General features: G+C 63.0%; 9 protein-coding genes. 2 read left to right on the top strand and 7 right to left on the bottom strand.

Annotation, left to right across the window (positions count from 1 at the left end; translation table 11 throughout):
- Window positions 1-95 precede the first annotated feature (95 nt).
- Window positions 96-2,402: a DPP IV N-terminal domain-containing protein gene (locus tag ACSJJU_RS09255; protein WP_435915098.1), complete on the bottom strand. Its 2,307-nt coding sequence runs from the start codon at window positions 2,400-2,402 to the stop codon at window positions 96-98.
- Window positions 2,403-2,577: 175 nt separating this feature from the next.
- Between ACSJJU_RS09255 and ACSJJU_RS09250 the strand changes: the two genes are divergently transcribed.
- Window positions 2,578-5,757, top strand: coding sequence for a glycoside hydrolase family 2 TIM barrel-domain containing protein (locus ACSJJU_RS09250; protein WP_435915097.1), 3,180 nt, complete (start codon window positions 2,578-2,580; stop codon window positions 5,755-5,757).
- Window positions 5,758-5,777: 20 nt separating this feature from the next.
- Here ACSJJU_RS09250 and ACSJJU_RS09245 read toward each other — a convergent pair whose 3' ends face one another.
- The 6 genes from ACSJJU_RS09245 to ACSJJU_RS09220 all read right to left on the bottom strand — a co-directional run bounded on the left by ACSJJU_RS09245 (window position 5,778) and on the right by ACSJJU_RS09220 (window position 18,025).
- On the bottom strand, window positions 5,778-8,855 hold the full coding sequence (locus ACSJJU_RS09245) for a CapA family protein (RefSeq protein WP_435915096.1): 3,078 nt from the start codon (window positions 8,853-8,855) through the stop codon (window positions 5,778-5,780).
- A gap of 42 nt (window positions 8,856-8,897) precedes the next feature.
- The gene (locus ACSJJU_RS09240; protein ID WP_435915095.1) at window positions 8,898-10,586 is read right to left on the bottom strand and encodes a hypothetical protein; all 1,689 of its coding nucleotides are present in this window, start codon (window positions 10,584-10,586) and stop codon (window positions 8,898-8,900) included.
- Window positions 10,587-10,648: 62 nt separating this feature from the next.
- The gene (locus tag ACSJJU_RS09235; protein WP_435915094.1) at window positions 10,649-11,920 is read right to left on the bottom strand and encodes an HlyD family type I secretion periplasmic adaptor subunit; all 1,272 of its coding nucleotides are present in this window, start codon (window positions 11,918-11,920) and stop codon (window positions 10,649-10,651) included.
- Window positions 11,907-14,105: a type I secretion system permease/ATPase gene (locus ACSJJU_RS09230; RefSeq protein WP_435915093.1), complete on the bottom strand. Its 2,199-nt coding sequence runs from the start codon at window positions 14,103-14,105 to the stop codon at window positions 11,907-11,909. The genes ACSJJU_RS09235 and ACSJJU_RS09230 overlap by 14 nt, the downstream gene beginning before the upstream one ends.
- Window positions 14,102-15,340, bottom strand: a complete 1,239-nt coding sequence (locus ACSJJU_RS09225) for a TolC family outer membrane protein (RefSeq protein WP_435915092.1) — start codon at window positions 15,338-15,340, stop codon at window positions 14,102-14,104. The genes ACSJJU_RS09230 and ACSJJU_RS09225 overlap by 4 nt, the downstream gene beginning before the upstream one ends.
- A gap of 195 nt (window positions 15,341-15,535) precedes the next feature.
- A complete protein-coding gene (locus ACSJJU_RS09220; RefSeq protein ID WP_435915430.1) occupies window positions 15,536-18,025 on the bottom strand; it encodes a BapA/Bap/LapF family large adhesin in 2,490 nt (829 codons plus the stop codon).
- A gap of 120 nt (window positions 18,026-18,145) precedes the next feature.
- On the opposite strand from ACSJJU_RS09220, the gene ACSJJU_RS09215 reads away from it, so the two are divergent.
- Entirely contained in the window at window positions 18,146-19,915 is a 1,770-nt protein-coding gene (locus ACSJJU_RS09215) for a hypothetical protein (protein WP_435915443.1), read from the top strand.

Here is a 19,915-nt window from a genome sequence, read left to right as displayed (position 1 = left end):
CGGGAATAAGGCAGGTCCAGCGCTCCGCTTGGCCAGAAACGCAACGGGGAGGACGCGCCCGCCCTCCCCGTTCCGGCTGCGCTCCCGCGGGTCTCTCAGCGAGCCGCCGCGGCGCGGTTCCACTTGGGGGTCTCCGCGCTCATCAGGTGCCGCACGAAGAAGTCATACTGACGCCGGTGCGCGTAGCGGATCGGGCCGGTGGAGCGCCCGACCGCGTGGTCGCCGCCCGGCACTTCCAGCAGGTCGAAGTCCTTGCCTGCCTTGATCAGCGCATCGACCACCTGGAGCGACGAGGACGGATCGACGTTGGTGTCCTGCTCGCCGAAGATGATGAACAGATCGCCCTGCAGGCGCCAGGCGTTGTCGACGCCGGAAGCGCGCGCGTAACTCTCATCGACCGGCCAGCCCATCCACTGCTCGTTCCAGCTGATCTTGTCCATGCGGTTGTCGAAGCAACCGGCATAGGCGACGCCCACCGTGTAGAATTCCGGGAAGAACAGCAGTGCGCTCAGCGTGCTCTGACCGCCCGCGGAGGCGCCATAGATGCCGACGCCGCCCTCGATATCGTACCAGCTGTATTTGGCGGCAGCTGCCTTGTGCCAGAGGATGCGGTCCGGGAACCCGGAATCGCCCAGGTTCTTCCAGGCCACATCGTGGAACGCCTTGGAGCGGTTGGCGGTGCCCATGCCATCGATCTGCACGACGATGAAGCCGAGATCCGCCAGCGCCTGCATGCCGATCACCTTGTCGCCGCCCGAATGATAACCGAACGGCCAGAAGCTTTTGGGCACAAAGCTGTCATGCGGGCCCGCGTAGATGTTCTCGATCACCCGGTAGCGCTTGTTCGGGTCGAAGTCGCGCGGACGCACGATCAGGCCCCAGATGTCGGTCTTGCCGTCCCGCCCCTTGGCGACAAACACATCCGGCGCACGGAACCCGGCGGCCAGCAGACGGGAGATGTCGCCCTCCGCAATGCGGCGCACCAGCGCGCCGTCCTTTGCCCGGCGCAGCTCCGCGATGTTCGGCATGTCGACGCGCGAGTAGATGTCGACATAATAGTGCATGTCGGACGAGAAGCTGACCTGATGGTTCGCCCGGACGCTGGTCAGCGGCGTGAGGCCGGACCCGTCGAAGTTGATCCGGTAGTAGTGGATGAAATACGGGTCCTCGCCCGGGTTCATGCCGCTGGCCGCAAACCAGATCTGCCGGGCCCCGTCATCCACATGCACCACCTCGCGGACAACCCAGTCCCCCTTGGTGATCTGCCGCTTCACCCGGCCGGTGCGGCCATCGTACAGATAGAGATGCGCCCAGCCATCGCGCTCGGAGCGCCAGATCACTTCCGCGCCGAGGTTGCCCACGTCGTGGCGGAAGCTGCGATCCTGGTAGATGAAGGTGCCGGCCTTCTCGTCGATGACGGCGCGCGCGGCACCGCTCTTTGCATCCACCTCGATCAGCCGGGCGCGCTGGTGGCCGCGCTCGGTATATTCAAAGGCGAAGGTCTGACTGTCCGCCCGCCAGTTGAGGTTCCGCAGCTGGTAGGGGTTGGGGAACAGCGCGTTCGAGATATTGATCTGCCGCCCTGCGGCAACGTCAAACAGCACCGGCTGCTCGATGTCGATCGCATCCCCGGGCTTCGGATAAAGCTCCTGGCGGACCGTCGGCTGCAACTGATCATCCGGCGCGGCGGTCACGTAGGTCACGTAGCGGGCAAAGCCCGGGCGCACGCGGAACACCACGAGCTTCTTCGAATCCGGCGACCACTGGATCGTCTGGGGATCGTAGAAGTTGCCCTCGGAGCCATCCTGGCTCAGCGCCTTCGCCTCCCGGGAGCCGGCCGGCCGCACGACAACGTTGTAGCCTTCGACCAGCGCCTCCCACTTGCCGTCCGGCGAGACCTTCGGGCTGTTGTCGGCCGGGACGCGCAGATCGCGCACCACGCCGAAACCAGACGGACGGCCCGCGCGCGGCCGCGACGCACATTCGTTGGTCGCAAAGCTGCAACGCCAGGGTTCATAGTTGAGGGAGAAGTCGATCGCCTGACCGTTTTCCGCGTAGCGGAACGCCTCGAACGGCAGGTTGAGCGGAGAGATCTGCTCGCCCATCGCCCGGCCCAGCGCCTGCGCAAGGGCCGCCTGATCAAACGCCGGGCGGCGTTCGCCCGTGTCCGCATTCTCGCGGATGAAGGCGAAACCGCCTTCCACCGTGGTCCGGTACACGAAATCGTGGCTGCCCGGCACCCACTGGGCGGACAGCACCACATCCCGCGTGAGATACATCCAGTTTTCGCGCAGCGACAGCGAGCGCTCGTAATCCGCCGCGGTCGGCGCGGCCGTAGCCGTGGCCGTCACGCTGCTGGCGAGAAGCAGGCTTCCAAACAGGAGGCGAACAAAGGCGAGCATCGGCGCAGGTCCCTTTGCAACGGATCGAAAGATTATACCGTATACGAACCATCCGGGGATTGTTAAAGTACTTTCTATACCGTCACCAGAACAACAGCTTGGATGGCGCGGAATCAAGGGTCGCGGCTGGCGAGCCGGGCGCGTCCGCCAAAAAGTAGTGTAGGGAGAAGTATCGATGAAAGCTGCCAAAGCGGCTTTGTGTGCATCCGTTGCGCTTGGCCTGCTCAGCATTTGCGCGGCAAACACCCATGCCGGGGAACCGGAGCGCGCCGAATGGGAGCGCCCGGAGATCTTCCAGATCGGCAAGGAACCGGCGCGCGCCACCTTCACCAGCTTCCACAGCGTCGAGGCGGCCCTGTCGCAAGATCCGGCCCAGGCGCGCTACCGGCTGTCGCTCGATGGCACCTGGAAGTTCCACTATTCCAAAACCCCGGAGGAGCGCCCCGCCGACTTCTGGCGGGAGGACTATGACGTCTCCACCTGGGGCACCATCCGCGTGCCGGCCACCATCCAGATGGAAGGCTACGGCCGCCCCTATTTCAACAACAGCAACTACCCCTTCGAGCCCAACCCGCCGTTCATCGACCACAGCCTCAATGAAGTCGGGTCTTACCGGCGCGACTTCGACCTGCCTGCGGACTGGCAGGGCCGCCGCGTGTTTCTGCACATCGGCGCGGCAGGCGCGGCCTATTACGTCTGGGTGAACGGCAGGAAGGTTGGATATTCGGAAGACCAGAAACTGCCCTCCGAGTTCGATCTGACCCCGCATGTCAGGCCGGGCCGCAACACCATCGCGATCGAGGTCTACCGCTTTGCCGACGGCAGCTATCTGGAAGATCAGGACTTCTGGCGCGTCAATGGCATCGAGCGCAGCGTCTACCTCTTTGCCACGCCCGAGACGCACATCCGCGACTTCGAGGTTCATGCGGGGCTCGACAAGGCCTATCGCGACGGCGTGTTTGCGCTGGACATCGAACTGGCCGGCAAGAAGCGCGCCACCCGGGTCAAGGCGACGGTGCTGGACGGCGACAAGCCGGTGCTGACGCAGTCCCGGGCCATCCCCGCGCGGTCCGTTGGCCAGAAAGTGACGCTGGGCGGCACCATTCCCTCGGTGCGCCCCTGGTCCGCCGAGACGCCCAACCTCTATACGCTGCTGATCGAGCTGATCGACGACAAGGGTGAAGTGCTGGAGGCCACCAGCCGCCGCATCGGCTTCCGCACGGTCGAGATCGTGAAGAATGGAGAGTTCGGCAACGAGATCCGCGTGAACGGCAGGCGGGTCATGATCCGTGGTGTCAACCGCCACGAGCACGACCCCTACAACCTGCGTGTCATCACCGAAGAGTCCATGCGCCGCGACATGGAGCTGATGAAGCTGGCGAACATCAACGCCGTGCGCGCCTCTCACTATCCAAACGATCCGCGCTGGTACGAACTCGCCGACGAGTATGGCTTCTACATCATGGACGAAGCCAATGTCGAAGCGCACGAGTTCATGGGCGGCCTTGAGAGCCCCGATGACCGCATGATCGGCAAGCAGCCCGAGTTCGCCGCGGCCATTCTCGACCGCGTCCAGCGCATGGTGGAGCGCGACAAGAACCACCCCTCCATCATCTTCTGGTCGCTCGGCAACGAAGCGGGCGTTGGCCCCAGCTTCGAGGCGGCGGGGAAATGGGTGAAGTCGCGCGACCCCGGCCGGGTGCTCAGCTTCCTCGGCTGGGGCACCACCAGCATGCAGCATGGCATCAATGACTATGTCGATATCTACGCACCCATGTACGACGATATCGAGAACATGATCGACTATGCGACCGATCCCCACTTCACCCAGCCGATGATCCAGACCGAATATGCCCACGCCATGGGCAACAGCGTGGGCAACCTGGCGGACTACTGGAAAGTCATCTACGCCCACCCCAAACTCCAGGGCGGCTTCATCTGGGACTGGGTTGATCAGACGCTGATCCGCAAGGATGCAAAGGGGCGCAACTATTGGGCATCCGGCTTCGATTTCGGCGAGTCCCCGCGCGAGGGGCCGAGCGTCGTGGCGGACGGCCTGATCCAGCCGGACCGCACGCCCAACCCTCACTATCATGAAGTGGCCAAGGTCTATGCGCCGGTGGCGTTCGAAGCCGAAGATGCGGGTGCGGGCCGGCTCCGGGTCATCAATCGCAACGCCTTTGTCGATCTCAGCGGCCTGCGCTTCGAATGGTCATTGCTGGAAGACGGCCGCGAGGTTGCGAACGGCCCCCTTGCAAATGTCGCGGCGGCTGCGGGCGAAACCCGTGCGTTTACCGTTCCGCTCCCCGATGTCCGGCGCGACCCGGCGAAGGAGTATGTGCTGACCGTGCGCGCACGCGCCAAGCCCAACGCCATCCCCCTGGTGCCTGCGGACCACGTGGTCGCGTGGGAGCAGTTTATCCTCTCGGCCCCGGCGGCGCGCGACGTGGCGGCGAAACCCGGAGCGGTATCGGTGGCGGAAAAGGACGGGCAGATCCGCATGGCGGCCGGCGGGGCCGAACTGGTGATCAACCGCACCACCGGCCTCATCGAGCGTTACGGCTACGGCGGTCAGCTCCTGCTGTCAGGCGGCGCGCCCAACTTCTACCGGGCGCTCACCGACAACGACATCGGCGCAGGCGTGGAGCAGTCGCACCTGATCTGGCGCAAGATGTCCGAGCGGCGGCACATGCACGAGCTGACCGTCGGCAAGGGCGAGAACGGCACCGGTGTTGTCACCGTCACCTACAGGCTGGGCGCGGGCGCGGCCCGGTTCGTCTCCCGCTACGAGATGGGTGGCGACGGCGCGGTCACGGTCACCGGCCAGTTCGAGCCGCTGAAACCCGACCTGCCGGATCCGCTGCGGATCGGCTTTGCCTTCGAGACGACGCCCGAATTCGCGGACGTATTCTGGTACGGCCGTGGCCCGCACGAGACCTACTGGGATCGCAAGACGAGCGGTGCCTTCGGGCTGTGGTCCGGCAAACTTGCCGAGCAGCACCACGACTATGTGCGCCCGCAGGAGACCGGCGCCAAGGCCGACACCCGCTGGATCGCGCTGACGGCCAAAGATGGCCGGGGCATTCGCGTGACGGGAGCTACGCCGCTTTCCGTCAACGCGCTGGCTTTCCCGTATGCGGACCTGATGCCGCGGCCGCTCGGCGAGCGCCACAGCTCCGACATCGAACCGCATGGCAACGGCACGCTGCTGGTCGACGCCCTGCAGGCAGGCGTTGGCGGCGATACGGGCTGGAATCTGGAGGGGCGGCCGCACATGCCGTACCGCATCCCGCTCAAGCCGCTCAGCTTCAGCTTCCGCTTGGAGCCGATCACGGCACAACCGGCAAAGAACTGAGGAACGACGGGCGATCCGGTTCAGCCGGGTCGCCCGTTTTCTGTCAGCCGATCCACAACACGGTGCAGTCCGACAGAATTGGATGCCTTGATCAGCACCGTGTCGCCGGACTCCAGCTGGTTGCCGATGTCCGGCAATAGCGCATCCACTCCGGAATAATGGGTGGCGTCGATGCCATCATCCGTGGATCGCTTCAGCTCCTCCCACAGATCGGCCATCAGCGGGCCGCACAGCAGCACTTTGCCAGCCCTGGCAGCTAGCACCTGCGCCGCCAGTTCTCGGTGATAGCGCGCAGCATGCGGGCCCAGTTCTGCCATGTCCCCCAGAACCAGGACCCGGCGCCCCTTCACATCCAGTGCGGAAAACGTCTCCAGAGCCGCCCGCATGGAAATTGGGTTCGCATTGTAGGCCTCATCAATAATCGTCAGGTCCATGCCCTCGAACGCAACCTGACGCACGGCTCCCCTGCCCCCCGCCGGTCGGAAGGCAGCCAGCCCGTCGAGAACAGTCGCGAGATCGCCGCCCAGCAGAATGCGCACGCCAAGACACGCCAGGCTGTTCAGAGCCATATGCCGGCCGGGCGCACCAAGCCGGTATTCGAGCACAGATCCATCCGGCAGCACTGCCCTCACCTGCCCGGTTGCCTGATCGTAGCCAAGCAGCCGGATATCAGCGTTATCACCCTCGCCGAAGGTCATCACCTTCACGCCGCGCTCGGCTGCGCGTTCCATGAAGATTTCCCGGCATGCGATCTCGCTGTTCAGCAGCAGGGTTCCGCCCGGCACCATGCCCTTGATGATGTTGGCCTTGCGGCGGGCCACATGTTCGACGCCCTCATCAGGCGAGCGCATGTGTGACGGGCCCACATTGGTCACGATGGCAATGTCCGGGCGCACCAGATGGATATTCTGGAACCTTGGCGCATTGATTGCGCTCACCGCCGCCTCGACCACCACAACGTCGGTTGACGCCGGGGCATTGGCCAGCAGGTGCAGGATCCCGACCCGGGAGTTGTAGTTGAGGCTGGAATTGCCCAGCACCTTCCGGTCCCTGCCGAGAGCCGACATCAGCATGAGCCCCTGGGAGGTCTTGCCCGCACTTCCCGTTATGGCCACCACATGGCCCGCCAGCCGGTTGCGCGCCGCCGCGCCGAGCTGGATCAACGCATGCAGCGGATCGGGCACCAGAAGCAGCGGCAGATCCGGCCTCAATCCCTCCACCGGCCTGGCGACAATTGCGCCGGAGATCCTGTCCTGCAACCCGGACAGCCGGTCGTGTGCATCCCAGAACTTGCCGGCTGTAAAGTCCGACAGCTCGTGCTTCATCGCCATTTTCTGGTCGATGACAGCCAGCAGTCTCGGCGCAGGCATGTACCAGTTGTCCATCTGCCTGCTCTTGTGCGTGACCGAACGGACGAACCAGGTCTCTGGTGGCGGTACAAGCCATTTCCCGCCGGTGATCTCCACCAACTGTTCGGCGGTCCAGAGAATTTCCGGCGTCGGACTGATCCTGTCGGGCGCGGGCACCTGATACCGAGGCGGATGGGCGCGGAACACCGCATATCCGGCCTTGGGCGACAACTGGAAGCGCACCTGGCGTGGCAGCATCTGACGGGCAATCCGCTCCTTGCCGCACACAAGCCCGACGGAAAGCGTCAGCGCCACATCCTGCCAGTCCCGCACGGAAGACGGCCTGAGTGTATAGAAGTCCCGATAGACCTGTCCCACCTGCCAGCGGGTGAGCGGCCACATCCAGTCGCACGGATCATGATCACAGCTGAGGCCCCAGTCGCCGATCGCTCCCCGCTTGTCCGGGACCGCGCGGAAATCGATGCGCCAATCGCGGTCCGCTGGCTCGACAAGGCGCCACCAGGATTCAACGGCAATCAGACCGACCCGATCCAGCCGCTCGGGAGATGTCCGCACCCCCAGAAGCTCCATCGGCCCGATCCGCAAGGGTTCGGTAAGCAGCGCGTCTTGGGGCACCTCATCCGCCAGCCACTCGGCACGCGGCTGGTCGAGTGGCGCCGGAGTTTGACGCACCGGGGTTGCCGCCTCGGCTGGACCCTCACTCTGGCGGACGTCCCTCTCGGGCGGCGCCAGATCAACCTGACCGGTTCCATCCTCATGGACCTCAAGCCGGGTCCCGAGGGCCGCGCATTTTGCCGCAAACCGGTGCGTCATCTCACGCGCCAGGGCGCGGTCCGGCACAGCAGCCGCGCAGAAGCCCAGCTCAAGGGGTGAGAAACGGACGCAGTGCACCCCGCGATGGTCCATGTCGAGCGAGAACAGACCGCCGTCCCGGTCCGTGCGCCGGAGGGCATCGAACAGCAGATCACCAGCATCGTGCAGGATGGGCCGTCCCTTGTAGACCTCGATTCCCTGCAACACGTGGGCAGACGAGCCCAACACCGCATCCGCCCCGGCATCGATCAGGGCATGACCGCCAGCGATTTCCAGCGCATCGGGCTGATGGACGTTGTTGCGGCCCCAGTGGATGGCAACGAGAATGACATCTGCCTGCGCCCGGGCCGCGGCGATGCGCGGCGCCATGAGGTCATGCCAGTCCTGCGGCCTCGCGGGATCAAGCCACGCCGTTCCGGGCGTCGTCTCACCAGCCGCAAAGCTCGCCTGGGTCGCATCAAGCGCGAACAGCGCAATATCGAGTGCGCCAGCGCGCCGGAAAACCGGGCGGAAGGCCTCTTCGAGAGTGCGCCCCGATCCGGCGTATCCGAGCCCGGCCGCCTCAAGCCATTCCGCCTGCTCAACCAAGGCATCCGGGCCATAATCGCCGGAGTGATTGTTTGCGGTCGCCACCAGATCCACGCCGCCCCGGACCAGAACGTCGAGCATCTCCGGCCGCGCCCGGAAATAGTAGGATGCCCTTTCCCCCTTGTCGACGCATGCGACGCCTGACGTTGCGACCACGCATTCCAGGTTGATGATCCCGATGTCCGCATCCACCAGCGGCTGAAGGGCCGCAAGCGCATTGCGGCCGTCCACATCGTTGATGCCATAGTGGAACCGGCGCCCGATATTGACATCGCCGCCCCAGGCCACAGTCACGAGCCGGCCCGACCGGTGCGCAAGTTCAACCATTTTCCGTCCTTGTCAGAGGCCAGGTGAGACCAGACTGGCGCATCATGCCGCTTCGGCCCTGGAGGCAAGCGCCACCAGCCGGTTACGATAGGCAACCAGGCCCGAGAGATAATGCTCCACGTCGTCAATGCGCACACGGAAAGCGTGATGCCGTATGAAGAAAGACCCGGCGATACGGGCGGGATTTGCATAGAACATGGCAAGTTCGGGCCAGAAATAACCGTTCAGAAGATAGTTTGCCCGGAAACGAAGGGCCCGCTTGAACTTCGGCAGATCCACCTCCCCAAGAAGATGATGCAGATGGGGCAATTCCGCCAGACGGTCGAGCATCGACTGAGCAGCCATCATCAATTCGAGCAGCGTCGGGAAGGTGGTAATCCGCTCCAGCACAAAATCCAGATAGTCCCGGACATTCAGAATGCCGAAACGGAAATAACGCTCGTCCTGGCGGTAGCGGGTCAGCTCATTGACACAGTAGCTGAGCCAGTGGTCGTGGTGCTTCCAGTGCTCCTGTGCGATGAAGTGCTCGAACGCCCGTTCAACCGTTTGCAGCCAGCGCGCGTCTCCCGTCAGATGATAGAGCCGCATCAGCCCGAAGGCCGCTTCGCCTTCGTAATAGATCGTGCGATAGGCTTCCTTGAGCGAGAGGTCTGGATAGTTGAGCACATGGACAAAGGAGCCATCGTCGCTCCGTTGCATGTGCTGGATGCCGAGCGCGAGTTTCTCCAGCAGAGGCAGATGATCGCGACAGCCCGTGGCGGCCGCGTATCGGGTCAGGGCAAGGATCGCAACGGCATTGGCGCCAAGCTTGATCTCGTTGCCCACGTCGACGAGAAAGGCGGCGGTGGTGCCATCGGGCAAGGAAACGTCGCGAATGGCTTCCCGGACGAGCCAGGCAAGTGCACGGTCGATCGCCGCCTTCAGGCGATCGTCCTGCGTCACCTCCCACGCCTCGATCATGGCGTAGGTGGTGCTGGCGTGGCGCAGTCCGTTGTACGCCCCGATTTCACGATCGAAACAGGGGTGCCACCCGTAGATAAACCGGCCGTCCTCCCGCACCTGCCCCGCGAGAAAACCGCTGCTGGTCTGGATCAGCGCCTCCAGTGTCGCGACGTCCAGTTCCTCCACGACACGCCGCCCTGCCGACCGGCCACTCCCGTACAGCTCATGAATGCGATGCGGCTCATCGCGGCTCACGAAGAACCCACGGGTCGTAAACATCCAGACGGACTCCGCGTCGTCAAAATTGACGTCCTCCAGTCCGTGGCGCAGGCGGGCATATCGTTTGAAGTTCTGCTCGTTGACCACACAGTGGGAAATCCGCGGGCCGCCGTAGAGCATGGCATTGGCGTTGATCTCTGTTTCCAGAAATGCGTGCCGGCCGTGTGCATCCAGCGAGAGGCCCTGGCGGCAATAGTTGCGCTTCACCTGGGTCAGCAGCTTTTTCAACGTTCCCCAGTCGCTCTTGCGCATGGCGTCCACAACGTCGACGCGAAGCCAGCGGGCAAGATCGGGTGTCTCCCGGACGATCCGCCGCAAGCGCTCCGTTGCCTGGCGCCACGCTGCCGCCAGCGTCTCGCCCCGGAAGGTCTGGACGCGCGCGCGACCCTTGCCGTCCGTGCAGGAAACGAAAAGGATGTATTCGCCCCCCTCACCCCCGGCCGGCACGGCCACCTTCTGGAGGCAGGTATATAACTTCGGCAAGACTGTCAGAATGACATCATTTTTCATGTCAGGAACTCTATACACAGACCAAACAAAGGATGCCGTCCCGCCGGGGCCGGCATCCCCCGTCACCTCTCTCGCAGCGCCTCACGCGCCCGGTTCAAAGGCTTGAGCAGATAATCAAGGACCGTCTTGCTGCCCGTATGAATATCAACCGTGGCAACCATGCCCGGAACGATCGGGAGGTTCTTGCCGGTTTTCGTCACCAGCGCGTTGGTTCGGGTCCGAACGAACACACGATAGTAGTGCTCATCTCTCCTGACCTCGTCTTGAATCGTATCCGGCGAGATGCTGGAGACTTCTCCTTCCAGCCCCCCATAGATGGCATAATCGTAGGCCGTTATCTTGACCGTCGCTTTCTGACCGGGGTGAATGAAGGCGATATCCCGCGGCGACATGCGCGCCTCGATGAGCAGTTGATCCTCCAGCGGAATGATTTCCATGATGCGCCCGTTGGGCGGGATGACCCCGCCCACGGTGCTGATTTCGATGTTCTTGACGACCCCCTTCACCGGCGAGCGCAGCTGCAAACGGGTGAGCGAGTCCTTCCGCCCTTTGATGACGGCGGCGAGCGCTTCCACCTCTGCATTGGCCTTTGCCAGCTCTTCGCGGGCTGTCACCAGATACTGGGACTGGATATCCGCCCGCCGCAGCTCCAGATCCGCCAGTTTCTGGCGCAGGCGCAGAATCTCGACTGTGCTGACCGCCCCAACCTCCACGAGGGATTCACTGATCTTCAGCTCGGAGCGGACCTGGTTAAGCGCTTCCTGAAGCCAGCCAACGGACTGGGAGAGGCTGTCCCGCCGCGTGCGGTAAAGCCGTATCTCCAGTGCGATCAGCTCGGGGAACGCCTCCAGCTCCGCCGGAAAGGACAGGTCCTCTCCACTGACCTCGGCGGTCAACCGGGCCGCCCTGGCCAGCGCCGCCCGATACTTTGCGCCTGCCTCATCGAGATTGGCTTCAACAAGGGTTGGATCAAGCACTGCCAGGATCTGCCCCGGTTGGACAAGGTCATCCTGGCGGACCATCAGTTGCGCCAGAATCCCGCCTTCAAGGGACTGGATGACCTGCTCCCGCGACGTCGGCACCACCCGCCCCTCGCCCGTGGACACCTCCGCCAGTTCCGCAATCCATGCCCACAGGAGGAATGCGGCCATACCGACGCAGATCGTCACGACAATCGATCGCGAGCGGGTTAATTCGACGTCGTCCTCGTCGTTCCAGGCCGCGCCACTGTCCTTCGGGGCCGATCGACCGAACAGCCCAAGGACCTTTCCCCCTGCGTGTTGAACGCCACTTGCTCCCCCGTTCGCCATAGCAGTGCTTTCAATCCGAGACATGACGATTCCGGCCGGAAACGACAGAGGCGCCTTTCAGCAACTCGGTGCGAGGTCCATCCCGCACGATCGTTCCGCCATCAACAACCAGCAGACGGTCCACCAGTTCGAGCACGCGTGTTCTGTGGGTGGCGATGACGAGCGTGCGTCCCTCACTCCACTGCGCGAACTTCGTCAGGAAATCCCGCTCTGTCGCCTCATCCATCGCGGCAGTTGGTTCGTCGAGAAGCACGATGGACGGGTTGCGAACCATCAACCGCGCCAAAAGGAGGGCCTGCTTCTGGCCGACGGAGAGCCCCATGCCGCCTTCGAAGATCACATGATCCAGCCCCCGGGGGAGCCGCCGGATAAAGCTGTCCGCGCCGACAATCGACAGGGCTTGAAGGATCTCGTCCTCCGAAATCTGGGGCTTCCCGAATTGGATGTTCTCGCGCACCGTTCCATGAAACAGACGCGAATTCTGCGTCAGCATGCCGATGTCACGGCGGACGTCCGCCGGGTCGATATGCTGTATCGCCAGATTGTCGAGCAGAACCTCTCCTTCGTCCGGGTCAAGCAGACCGGAGAGCGCCATGAGCAGCGTCGACTTTCCAGCGCCATTGCGGCCAAGAACCGCAATTCTCTCCCCCTCCCGGATCTGCAGCTTGTCGATCTGAAGGGCGACGGGCGACTGTTTGTCGCCATAGCGAAACACGGCGGCATTGAGTTGATAGTTGCCCTGCAACGCGGCACGGTGAATGCGGCTTTCCTTGTCCGGGTGGTCAATGGGCAGCCTGAGAATATTGTTGAGGCTGGCCACGCCGACGCGCGCCTGCTGATAGCGGGTCATCACCTGGGAAATACGCCCCATCGGCGCCAGCATACGCGACCCGAGCAGGGACATTGCCACGAGTGTACCCGTCGTAATGTCCCCGCTGATCACCAGGGGGGCACCAACAAACACGGTCGTGGCGTAGACGCCGCCCTGAACCTTTGCCGTCCAGGCCGACAGGGTGTGGGAGATTTCGCGCAGCCGCAGATTGGCTTGCGCGGTCACGGCGTTGTAGTGCCCCCAAAGCCGCTGGAACCGTTCCTCCGCCTGCAGCAGTTTGATGTCCTCATGGCCCTGCACCGCCTCCACCAGCAAGGCGTTGCGCAGTGAGGACTCCCGCATGGCTTCCTGTGCACAGGCGCGCAGCTTGCCCTGCGCCAGCAGACCGGGGACGATCAGCAAAATGAAGGCGCTGACCGGTACCCAAACCAGACTGCTGCCCAGATAGGCAAACACGATCAGGAAGATCGCGAAGAACGGAATATCCACCAGCGCCCCAACGGTTGTTGAGGTCAACATTTCGCGGATATGCTCCAATTCCCGCAGCTGGGCGATAAACGACCCCGTCGAGGTGGGGAACGAGCGGGTCTGAACGCGCAAGGCATGGCCGAACACATGGTCCGACAGGCGAATGTCCGCCTGCTTTCCCAGCTTGTCGATGATGGTTGCCCGCGCCCGGCAAAGGATGAAGTCCAGCGCCATCGCCAGCAGGACGCCGCCAAACAGGATATACAGTGTCGGCATCGATCCTGACGGCACCACCCGATCATAGACCTGCATCGAGAAGAGAATGCTCGACAGGGCCAGGGTGTTTGCCGCCAGCGACGCCAGCATCACATGCCCATAGGGTCGCAGGTCGCGCAGAACCATCCTGACCAGCCAGTGCTTTTCAGAAGCGGCGATGTAGTCATCCACTCGGGGGTCCGGCGCCTCCTTGGCGGGGCGCAGAATGACGATGCGTTGCAGCCCGGCCTGAAGTTCCTCGACCGGAAGTCTTGTCTCCAGGCCGTCGTCCCCGGCGAGAAGGCAGTGGGCGCCCCCGTCCCCATCAAGCGCCCGGACCACCACCAGCTGACCGCCCTTCAGTTCAAGCACGAAGGGCAGCCGCCATGTGGAGTCCGCCAGTTGAAAACCGCGCGGGTCGCCAAACCGGAGTCTCAACCCCAACCGGCGCGCAAGATTGACCAGACGCTTCGGTTCATCCGGCTCCAGGTCCCACAGCGCCGAAAGCGTAGCGGCCTGGCTGGACATTGGCAGACCATAGTATTGAGCAATGGCCCGGAACGAGGACACCCAGTGCTCGATCTGGAGACCGCTCGAGAACCCCCGCGCTTCCTCCCTGCTCTCTGCCGCCATGGTGCCGCCACTGCTGTTCATAGGGCTGTTCCTTGCAGCTCTGTTCCGGTGAGGGAAAAGGCATCCCGCATCGTCCCGCTCTGATGCAGGCAAGTCACGTTCAGCCGGCGCGTGTCATGCTCTGCATTCACCTCCTCGAACTGGATCTGGAAAAGCTCCTGTTCCGCATTCAGAAGGTCGAGCAGCGTCCGCGAACCAAGGTCAAAATGTTGCAGGCGGTAAAGCATGCGGGTCTCCTGCATGTTCTTCTTGCGCGCTCCCAGCGTCCCGATGCGCTCCCTCAGGTGGCTGATCTGCTCGCGCGATTCCGAAAAGCTCCGCAGAACTTCGACCCGTGTCGCCGCAACCGCAGCCTCGGCCGCCTGGAGTTCGTGAAAGGAGGCCCGCTCGCGCGCCCGCTGCCCGCCGCCCTGGTAGAGGCTGCTTGAAACCTTGAAACCAACCCTGACGTCGTTTTGCCGTTTGAAGGGATCGCGCATGTCGGCATCCACATCGACACCGAACGAAACCTTCGGCAGGCCGCCTGCCTGGGCCGCGCGATAGGCGGCCTGTGCCCTGTCACGCTGCGCGTGCGACTGAAGGATCGCCGGCACCCGATCAAGTTCGGGCGTTGGCATCTGGCACGCATTGCCGAGCCATGCCGGCGACTCCGCAGTCACATCCACGTCGCCCTGATGCCCCGTCAGATACCGCAGGTTGCTTTGCCAGCGTTGCAGTTCAGATTTGATCTGGAGAATGGTGTTGTCTGCCGACTGAATCCGCGCCTCTGCCTGTGTTCCATCGGAGCGCGCGCTCGCCCCGCGCTGCACCCGCATCTGGACGAGGGCATTGATCGCCTTCAGGCTTTCCAGCTGTTCCTGTGCCACAGCCAGAAGGGCGCGGTAGCGCTGGACTTCAATGACGGCGTAGGATGTATCCCGCGAGAGATTGTCAACAGCCATGAGCAGCTCTGCCCGGCTGACCTTCTCCCCCGCCCTGGCCATGTCGAGCGTGCTGCTGACCTTGCCAAAATCGTAGATCATTTGAGAGGCCGACACCGTCGCGCGCGGGCGCCAGCTTGGTCCGCCAATGACCGTCATGCCTGGCTCAAGGCCGCCGGTCACCTGAGGATAATATCCGCTCCTGGCTTCCCGGATTTCCTGACCGCTGGCCGAGAGGGAAGCAATTGCCCGCTCCACGGAAGGGTGCCACCGAACGGCATGGTGCACGGCGGTCTCGAGGGAGAAGACGCGCAGTGCGGCATCGTCAGAGGACACGGTCTGCGCCGCCCCTTGCTCAGACCATGCCCCCACGACAGCAAAGGCCCCCAGGAGGTGCTTCCTCAGGCACACCCGGGCCAATTGGATAGCGGAACTTAGGGTTATCCCCCATGCCATCCCGAACACTGGTTGTTACCCCCCATAAACTGGGGTGCCGCACATCCCCCGGCACCCTTGATGGTACGTCTGTGGTTAGAACTGCTCCTCCAAGTCGTTATTCGGAGAAATGAAGTCCGCGTAACTTTGCAGCGTGTCTTCGAACAGATCGGCCTCTGGACCGAGAGGCGCCTCATCGTTTTCCGGGATTTCCAGCTCTTCCAGATCAACGAAGCCGCTTCCATCCTCCAGCAAGGAAGCGACATCGAATTTATCATCGCCCTGATCCGCGAACGCATCCTCATCGCCTGCGAACGCGAGCAGTTCGATCAGATCAGCGCTCAGGCCACGGGCACCGACGGGCGGGTCATATGGACCGTCCCCATGTTCAATCGAGATCGTGAGGTTCGCATCCACAACCGACCCATTGGGGTGCTGGAGGCGATAGGTGAAGACATCCTCCCGGCCGACAGCCTCAAGATCGGCATTGGGCCGATAGGTGTACGATCCATTGGCATTGATCGTCAGTGTTCCGTAATCGCCAACGACGGTTGTTCCGTTGACAACCTCGACAAAGGTGCCGGCCTCATTCTTCACCAGAAACTTGGTAAAGACAGAGCCCAGCGTGTCATCGTCGAGGACATTGCCTGTCGCCGGGGTAATGTCATCCGTGACAAACTCATCGAAGTGCGTGACGGAAACGAAGTTGTAGTCGATCGTCACGCGATCCACAGCCGCCAATCCGTTCACCAAACTGAGGCTGTTGGTCTGCTCATAGGTCGCCGTGATGGTGTACCTGCCGGGCGGAAGGCTGCCGAGCACCTGATCCAGCTTGAATCCGGCCAGGTACCCTCCCGAGCTGTCGCTCTTGCCAAATTCAGCAAAGTACCCATCAGGGCCTGTAATCGTGATCGACCATTTAACACTGTTGGACGTCGAGCCCGGTGAAGCGACCACAATCCGAACGTTTGCGGCAGTGTCGGCATCAACATCAAAGGTCAACGTTGCCGTACGGATTTGGGCGCCGTTCGTCAGCTTCTGTGACTCGCTATGCCCTGTGCCGCCGCCCGTGGTGACTTTGTAGGCACTGTCAATGACGGCCGTGCCCGTATCACTGTGCGCCTCGGTCTGAAGCTCCGCCGGCTGGTCCGGATCCTCGCTCCAGACCAGGCCCTGGCCCGGGCTGTCGATCGACACGTACAGCTTGCCTTCGGCTGTCTTTCCGGCCGCATTGCGGATCCTGTAGGTGAATTCTTCCACCTGCCCGATCCCCGTACCCGCGGCATAAGGCGTGTAGGTATAGTTTCCGTACACATCGATCGCCAGCGTGCCATACAGGCCTTCGATAATCGTCTTGCCCGCGACGGATGTGACAGCCTGACCATTGACATGGGTGACCAGGGTCGTGCGATCGACAACCCCCACGTCCAGGATATTTCCACTTGCGGTCTGAACGCCATAACCGCCGATCTTGTCAGAATCGAAGATGGTCACCTTCGCCTGAAGATCGATCGTGACGCCAATCTGCAAGACCGAGTTCGACATCGCATAGATGCGATACTGCCCCGGATCATTGAAGTTGATCGTGCCCGTAAATTTCGTGCCCGATGCGCCAAGCAGATCCAGCAGGCCGCCATCACCGAGACCGCTGTAGTTCTCCCATTTCTGGGTTGAAGTGTTGTATTTCTGGACCTGAACCCGGGCGATCTCCACAACACTGGCCACGCCACCGAAGATCGACGTCAGCGAGACAAAACCGGTTTGCCCCTCGTTCACCGTGAAGTCGAACTTGGGATAGGAGCTGAATGCCGCCTGACCGAGCCCGCCAAGATCAAGGAGAATGGTCTTGGAATCGTGGTAATCCGTGGTTGTCGCCTTGGGCTTTACGATAACGGCAGCCTGGTCATAGCTCGTCCCGGCTTCGATCTCCGCTGCGGGTTGCCCTCCCCCCAGCTGGGATCCGAGGCCAAGCGTTCCGGTCCTTTCGGCACCGGTTATGGAATTGGTGACCGTCACCCTGAAGGTATCGACGCCCACACCGGCTGCCGGATCGGGTGTGTAGGTATATTCACCGGCCGCGTTGATCACCAGGACGCCGAAACTCCCGCTGATCGTGGTGCCGGATTCCGGAACGGAATAGGTGATCCCATTGATTGTCACAGACGTGACCTTGAAGTCGCCGACTGCGCCGCCGGTGGCAGCTTCAAGGAAGTTGCCTTCCGCAGCGCTCGTTACCGTCACGTCGTGGGTCTCGACCACGTCGCTCGCTTCGACCGACAGGCTGCGGATCTTGATCAGGGACAGATTGACCAGCTCCGGATCCGGCACGAGGGCCGCGCGGTATTCTCCCTGCGGGAAGTCGTCCAGCGTCACGGAACCATCTGCGCCGATCAAACCGAGAAGGTCGAGCCGCAGCAGGCCATTATCGACGTTCTGGGCATCCCCTTCATAGCGGACCCAGCGGCCGTACTCGTCCTGGGTTTCGATGACCAACACGTACTTGCTGAGCACGCCCAGATCCACCGCACCACCAACGGTCGGACGGAGAACAACACGATTGTTGTCTGTATCGACATTGAAGCGCACCAGAGGATGGCCCGAACCAATATCGAGATCGAGCAGCGGACCGAGCAGACCAAGTTCCAGCAGCGATGCATCCGTCTTTGAATCGGTGGACGGCGTTGTTTCGAACTGCGTCGTGACAGTGTGGTTCAGCTGAGCCGTATTAAAGACGGCCGGAAATTCTCCGACATCCGAGTCAGAGTCAGAATCTGCATCCGCGTCCGCGTCAGCGTCAGCGTCAGCGTCAGCATCAGCATCAGCGTCCGCATCTGCATCTGCATCGGCATCCGCATCCGCGTCGGCGTCGGCATCTGCATCTGCATCGGCATCCGCATCGGCATCCGCATCGGCATCCGCGTCGGCATCAGCGTCCGCGTCAGCGTCGGCATCAGAGTCAGCGTCAGCGTCAGCGTCCGCGTCAGCGTCAGCATCAGCATCCGCATCAGCGTCAGCATCGGCGTCTGCGTCTGCGTCTGCGTCAGCGTCCGCATCAGCATCCGCGTCAGCGTCGGCATCAGAGTCAGCGTCAGCGTCCGCGTCAGCATCTGCATCGGCGTCGGCGTCGGCATCAGAGTCAGCGTCAGCGTCAGCGTCTGCGTCGGCGTCAGCATCCGCGTCTGCATCGGCATCGGCATCAGCATCGGCGTCGGCGTCGGCGTCGGCGTCGGCGTCAGCATCGGCGTCAGCGTCGGCATCAGCGTCCGCATCGGCATCAGCATCCGCATCGCCATCTGCGTCAGCGTCGGCGTCGGCGTCGGCGTCAGCGTCCGCATCCGCATCGGCGTCGGCGTCGGCATCAGCATCTGCATCTGCATCTGCATCCGCATCTGCATCTGCATCCGCGTCAGCGTCTGCATCTGCATCGGCATCCGCATCGGCATCGGCATCGGCATCCGCGTCGGCATCTGCATCCGCATCCGCGTCCGCGTCAGCGTCAGCATCTGCATCCGCATCAGCGTCGGCGTCGGCATCAGAGTCCGCATCCGCGTCAGCGTCAGCGTCAGCGTCAGCGTCGGCATCTGCATCCGCGTCGGCATCAGCGTCAGCGTCCGCGTCTGCATCCGCATCAGCGTCGGCGTCTGCATCGGAGTCCGCATCCGCGTCAGCATCAGCGTCAGCATCTGCGTCGGCGTCCGCATCCGCATCCGCATCAGCATCGGCGTCGGCGTCAGCGTCAGCGTCCGCGTCTGCATCCGCATCAGCGTCGGCGTCTGCATCGGAGTCCGCATCCGCGTCAGCATCAGCGTCAGCATCTGCGTCGGCGTCCGCATCCGCATCCGCATCAGCATCGGCGTCGGCATCTGCATCCGCGTCGGCATCAGCGTCAGCGTCCGCGTCCGCGTCTGCATCCGCATCAGCGTCGGCGTCTGCATCGGAGTCCGCATCCGCGTCAGCATCAGCGTCAGCATCTGCGTCGGCGTCCGCATCCGCATCCGCATCGGCGTCGGCGTCAGCGTCAGCGTCAGCGTCAGCATCGGCGTCAGCATCCGCATCAGCGTCGGCGTCAGCGTCAGCATCTGCATCTGCGTCGGCGTCGGCGTCGGCGTCGGCATCAGCATCTGCATCTGCATCTGCATCCGCATCTGCATCGGCGTCGGCGTCGGCGTCAGCATCGGCGTCAGCGTCGGCATCAGCGTCCGCATCGGCATCCGCATCCGCATCGCCATCTGCGTCAGCGTCGGCGTCGGCGTCAGCGTCCGCATCGGCATCGGCATCTGCATCAGCATCCGCATCGGCATCGGCATCGGCGTCGGCGTCGCCGTCTGCGCGTTTTGCTGGCCGCTGACGGAAATCATAGTCCGACGCCTGGAGCATCAGACCAACAACAGTTGCGAAAGAAAACAGTGCACCAGCGTGATCGGAAATATTGCTGGTTTCCGCGACGAGCGCGGATTCCAGGAGAGAATCAAGTGA

This window comes from Pedomonas sp. V897 (assembly GCF_051304405.1).
In the GTDB taxonomy this organism is placed as follows: Bacteria; Pseudomonadota; Alphaproteobacteria; order Sphingomonadales; family Sphingomonadaceae; genus Pedomonas.
Note: the sequence above shows the minus strand (reverse complement) of the source record. Positions and strands in the feature narration are given on the sequence as shown.